This window comes from Chitinophaga sp. (genome assembly GCF_036569125.1).
In the GTDB taxonomy this organism is placed as follows: domain Bacteria; phylum Bacteroidota; class Bacteroidia; order Chitinophagales; family Chitinophagaceae; genus Chitinophaga.
This window is the reverse complement of sequence record NZ_DATCRF010000383.1, coordinates 1-5,379: the sequence shown is the minus strand read 5'-3', so window position 1 is coordinate 5,379 and position 5,379 is coordinate 1. Positions and strand designations below refer to the sequence as shown.

Genomic DNA, 5,379 nt, shown 5'->3' with positions numbered 1-5,379 from the left:
AGTCTATATACTGGGCTATCGCCCCCAGGTCATAGTCCTTAAACACCTGTATGCCGGGCTGTTTGGGCTGTACCGGGGTAAAGCTGTTCCAGTCAATAACGGCTTTATTCTTTCTGGCATCTGCTACTGAGAGGTATTGTTTTACCGGGCGTTTATTGCGGAAGCCTTCATTCAGCTTCTCGTATTCACTTTTAACTTCTGCGAGAAAATTCTTTTTCAGGGCTTTGTTCAGCAGGCTGCCTGTAACGGTTACGCTGCGGGATGCATCTAATACATGCACTACGCCATGCTCATACTCCTGCGCTATTTTTACAGCGGTATGCGTGCGGGAAGTGGTAGCGCCGCCTATGAGTAATGGGATATCAAACTGCTGGCGTTTCAGCTCGCGGGCTACGTGCACCATTTCATCCAGGCTGGGGGTAATAAGGCCGCTTAAGCCAATAATATCCACCTGCTGTTCCCGGGCCGTTTGTAAGATCTTTTCCGTGGGCACCATTACGCCCATGTCTATGATATCATAGCCATTACAGCCTAATACCACGCCTACAATGTTCTTACCTATATCATGCACATCACCTTTAACGGTAGCTAACAATATTTTACCGGCTGATTTTATTTGTCCGCCGTTCTGTGCTACCAGGCGTTGTTTTTCTTCTTCTATATAAGGGGTGAGCACCGCAACAGATTTCTTCATTACGCGTGCGCTCTTTACTACCTGTGGCAGGAACATTTTGCCACTGCCAAACAGGTCGCCTACGATGTTCATGCCATCCATCAGCGGGCCTTCAATTACATCCAGCGGGCGGTCGTATTGCTGGCGCGCCTCTTCCGTATCTGCTTCTATATAATCGGTGATACCGTTTACCAGCGCATGGCTTAAGCGTTCCTGCACGGTGCCCTGCCGCCAGCTTTCATCTTTCTCTATTACTTTGCCTTTGGCTTTTACGGTTTCGGCAAAATTGATCAGCCTTTCCGTTGCATCATCCCGTCGGTTCAGTATAGCATCTTCACACAGCTCGCGCAGCTGCGGTTCTATCTCATCATAGATCTGGATCATGCCGGCATTCACGATACCCATATCCATACCGGCTTTAATGGCATAGTACAGGAATACGGAGTGCATGGCTTCACGCACCACATCATTACCACGGAAAGAGAAAGAGATATTACTTACCCCGCCGCTTACACGGGTCAGGGGCATAAGGCGTTTTATTTCGCGGGTAGCTTCAATAAAATCTACCGCGTAGTTATTATGCTCTTCAATACCGGTGGCTATGGCAAAGATGTTGGGATCGAAGATAATATCCTGTGGGTCATAGCCTACCTGCTCTGTTAGGATCTTATAGGCGCGGTGGCTGAAGCTTATTTTTTTCTCCTTGGTATCGGCCTGGCCATGCTCATCAAACGCCATTACTACCACGGCTGCACCAAAGCTTTTACAAATAAAGGCCTGTTCAATGAATTTGGCTTCGCCTTCTTTTAAGCTGATGGAGTTTACAATACATTTACCCTGTATACATTTAAGACCCGCTTCAATAATGCTGAACTTACTGGAGTCTATCATGATGGGGATCTTGGAAATATCCGGTTCTGCCACTACCAGGTTCAGGAAGGTGGTCATGGCCTTTTCCCCGTCCAGCAGGGCATCGTCCATGTTCACGTCCAGGATCTGGGCGCCGCTTTCCACCTGCTGCCGCGCTACGGACAAGGCCTCTTCGTACTGGCCTTCCCGTATGAGGCGGGCAAACTTTTTGGAACCGGTTACGTTGGTTCGCTCCCCTATGTTCAGGAAATTGGTCTCCGGCCTTACTACCAGCGGTTCCAGCCCGCTCAGCCGCAGGTATGGTTTAATGACCAGTGTTCCGTTCGATGTATCAGAATTAGTTATTGTTGCACTCATGTTGTTATTGCTGTTTATGCCAGGGTGGGTTCCAGCCTGGGTAAGGGACGGGGCTTAATGGTTTTTACATGTTCCGCAATATGACGTATATGATCCGGCGTGGTACCGCAGCAGCCACCTACAATATTTACAAAGCCTTCTTTTGCAAAATCTTCAATAATGCAGGCAGTATCTTCCGGCTGCTCATCATACTCACCAAAGGCATTGGGCAGCCCGGCGTTGGGATAGCAGCTTACATAACAGGCTGCTATGTGCGAGAGCTCCTCCACATGCGGCCGCATTTGCTGCCCGCCCAGTGCGCAGTTCAGCCCTACGGAGAAAGGGTGCGCATGCATAACGGAGATGTAAAATGCTTCCAGTGTTTGTCCGCTCAGCGTTCTGCCGGAAGCATCGGTAATGGTTCCGGAGATCATAATAGGCAGCTCCGGCTTACCGGTTTCCCGGAAGTATTGCTTAATGGCGTAAATGGCTGCCTTACAGTTCAGCGTATCAAAGATGGTTTCTATTAATAAGATGTCCACGCCGCCTTCTACCAGGCCTTTGATCTGCTCTGTATAGGCAGTGGCCACCTCATCAAACGTTACGGAGCGGAAGCCCGGGTTATTTACATCCGGGGAAAGGGAAAGGGTTTTATTGAGCGGACCAATAGCGCCGGCTACAAACCGCGGCTTATCCGGGTTTTTAGCGGTATACTCCGCAGCGGCCTTTTTGGCAATGCGGGCTGCTGCTACGTTCAGCTCAAAAGCCAGGTGCTGCATATCGTAATCCGCCATGGCAATGGAAGTGCTGCTGAATGTATTGGTTTCAATAATATCCGCGCCCGCGTCCAGGTAAGCCTTGTGGATGGCTTCAATAATATCCGGCTGGGTAAGGTTCAACAGGTCGTTATTCCCTTTCACATCGCTGTGATGGTCTTTAAAACGTTCCCCCCTGTAGTCGGATTCTTCTAATTTGTAGCGTTGGATCATGGTGCCCATTGCACCATCGATAATCAGGATGCGCTCTGTGGCGCATTGTTGCAAAGATTTCATGTGCTTGATGTTTATTAGTTACGGTTAAGAAGATGGTGAACCGGGGGGTCGAACAATAAACAAATCCACCCGCCGGGAATCCTGCAAAGATACTAAACTCCTGAGAGAAATGCATGATTTGGTATATGGGTTATAACAGATGTTAAGGACCTGTTAAATTGACCTGTCTTTGTACCTGCAGCATATCAGGAACATATACAGAAGGTGCTGCATGCATTTACAGGCCTTTTGACTGGAAGTAAAAAATAATTTTGTTTAGTATTATTAGTCTACTATATTTGTAGGGTAATTGGAAGCCATGCTTCTTCATGCACTAAATCATGCAAAACGAATACAACAAATATCTGACAGCTACCAAGGTACCCACCAATACCCTTTTCATTACAACGCGTATAACTGTATGCAGTATGCGCTCCTGTTGTAACTGAACAATAACACCACCACAGCCTTGTTCTTATTGTTGACTTGTAACAACCCAACCATGCGTATTGCGGAGCATATCCATAGTTTACAACAACACCTGGCAGCATTAGGGCTGCAGCCGGTACCTGTGGCAGACGGGCCAGGCGATAACGATCATTCAGAAGTATTTAAAATATGCTTTCTGAACAAGTATGAAATGCAAAAGTGGAGGCAATTACAGGAAACACAAACGGGACCGGAAGCCGGACCAACCTCATAAAACTCTTTGTCAGCGCGCCCTGCGGGCTGATACCTTTTTCATAACGTGGAATTACAGGTTAAACACACACGGGTGCTATTAAGCACCTGTATTTTTTTAATTACGAATTATTCAATTACGAATTACGAATGGATTAAAGCGATTTTTTCTCCGAACGGCACCTCACTCGCACTGCCTAATTCGTAATTGAATAATTCGTAATTACTTCTGCATATAGCTTTCCAGCGGCAGCCGGTTCGTAATAGACCTGGCCAGCGTCATTTCATCTGCATACTCCAGCTCACCGCCAAAGGCAATGCCGCGGGCAATGGTAGTGATTTTTACGGGCAGCTCCTTCAGCTTTTTGGAAAGATAATAGATGGTGGTATCGCCTTCAATAGTAGGGCTTAAGGCCATAATAACTTCTGTAATGCCTTGCTGCTGCACCCTTTCCACCAGGGAGTGAATGTTCAGCTGATCGGGTCCAATACCGTCAATAGGGGAGATGATGCCGCCCAGCACATGGTACAGCCCATTGTACTGCTGCGTATTTTCAATAGCCATTACATCGCGTATGTTCTCCACCACGCATACCAGCTCTTTTTTACGGCTATGGCTGGCGCAAATGCTGCAGATATCTTCGTCGGAAACATTATGGCACTGTTGGCAAAACCTGATCTGCTGGCGCATACGGGCAATTACCTCACTAAACTGCTGTACCTGCGAAGGCTCCTGCTTCAGCAAATGCAACACCAGCCGCAGGGCTGTTTTTTTGCCGATGCCCGGCATCCTGGCAAATTCATTGACCGCATTTTCAATCAGGGCAGAGGAAAAGATCATGCAACAAAATTAATGAAAAGGAGAGTGCGGTGAAATACCAAAAGTAAGGGAGCGATCTCCTACAACGTAAGATCTTCCTTCACCCCCCAGTTGGCTTTAATATTCTTTTTTTCCGGGAAGCTCACCACCCGTTCCGGCTGTTTTTTAGGCTGTTTGTAATACACGCCGCGGTCCCATTTGCCATTGCCATTCTCATCCAGCAAAATACGGATCTCGTACTCCCCGGGGGTGATCAGGGTTTTGGTCCAGCTGCCATTTACCACTACGCCGGAGTATTTAACATCCTTATCTTTTACCAGCTGCACTACAAAATGAATGCTGGTATCGCCTTTCAGGGAAGCGGCAGTACTGTCGCTGAGCTTCAGCTTCAGGAATAGCTTTCCGTAATCTGATAGTTTTTTGGCGGAGAAGCTGATGGTATCGGCTTTGGTCATTTGCTGGTTCAGCGTATCCGTAGCAGCCGTTTTATCCACGATCAGCCGGTAGTGCATACCTTCTTTCCAGGGATATTTAAGGGTTAGCTTACTGCGGGTTGAGTCCAGCTTCATCTGGGCAATGTTCACCGGTTTCAGCAAGGTATCTTCCACCAGGTGGAATTGGGTGCTATCCAGGCGGGCCAGCGGAATGGTGAAGTTCAGCACCATAGGTGTATCCAGCTCCTGCTGGTTCTGGTCCAGCTGCGGCTGGATCTGCAGGCGGGGCTTTTTCTTTTTGTCCTTATCTTTTTCCTTTTCTTTTTCTTCCGGCGCCGGCTCTTCCGTAGGCTGCTCCCCGGGTACTTTTATGGTGCTGTCCTGTTCTATGAACAGCAGCATGGTAAGGTCTTTTATGTTGGTTTCCCGCAGGTGTATCAAACTATCCTGGAAGGCGATCAGCTCCGTAGTTGGCTGGGTATATTGCAGGTCGCGGTCCTCTTCCTTAATGGCAAACAGCTTGTAATCGCCGGG

Annotated in this window: 4 protein-coding genes and 1 pseudogene; 1 reads left to right on the top strand and 4 read right to left on the bottom strand. The window is 48.1% G+C overall.

What is annotated here, in order from left to right; all coding sequences use genetic code 11:
- The coding region (locus tag VIM87_RS14295; RefSeq protein ID WP_331997651.1) for a dihydropteroate synthase at positions 1–1,900 on the bottom strand (1,900 nt) is incomplete at its 3' end.
- A 14-nt stretch (positions 1,901–1,914) separates the two neighbouring features.
- Positions 1,915–2,931, bottom strand: a complete 1,017-nt coding sequence (locus tag VIM87_RS14290; RefSeq protein WP_331997650.1) for a homocysteine S-methyltransferase family protein — start codon at positions 2,929–2,931, stop codon at positions 1,915–1,917.
- A 481-nt stretch (positions 2,932–3,412) separates the two neighbouring features.
- On the opposite strand from VIM87_RS14290, the gene VIM87_RS14285 reads away from it, so the two are divergent.
- The gene (locus VIM87_RS14285; RefSeq protein ID WP_331997649.1) at positions 3,413–3,613 is read left to right on the top strand and encodes a hypothetical protein; all 201 of its coding nucleotides are present in this window, start codon (positions 3,413–3,415) and stop codon (positions 3,611–3,613) included.
- Positions 3,614–3,814: 201 nt separating this feature from the next.
- Here VIM87_RS14285 and recR read toward each other — a convergent pair whose 3' ends face one another.
- Entirely contained in the window at positions 3,815–4,432 is a 618-nt protein-coding gene (gene recR, locus VIM87_RS14280) for a recombination mediator RecR (RefSeq protein WP_089907214.1), read from the bottom strand.
- Positions 4,433–4,491: 59 nt separating this feature from the next.
- A pseudogene (locus VIM87_RS14275) lies at positions 4,492–5,379 on the bottom strand (hypothetical protein); the annotation flags it as partial.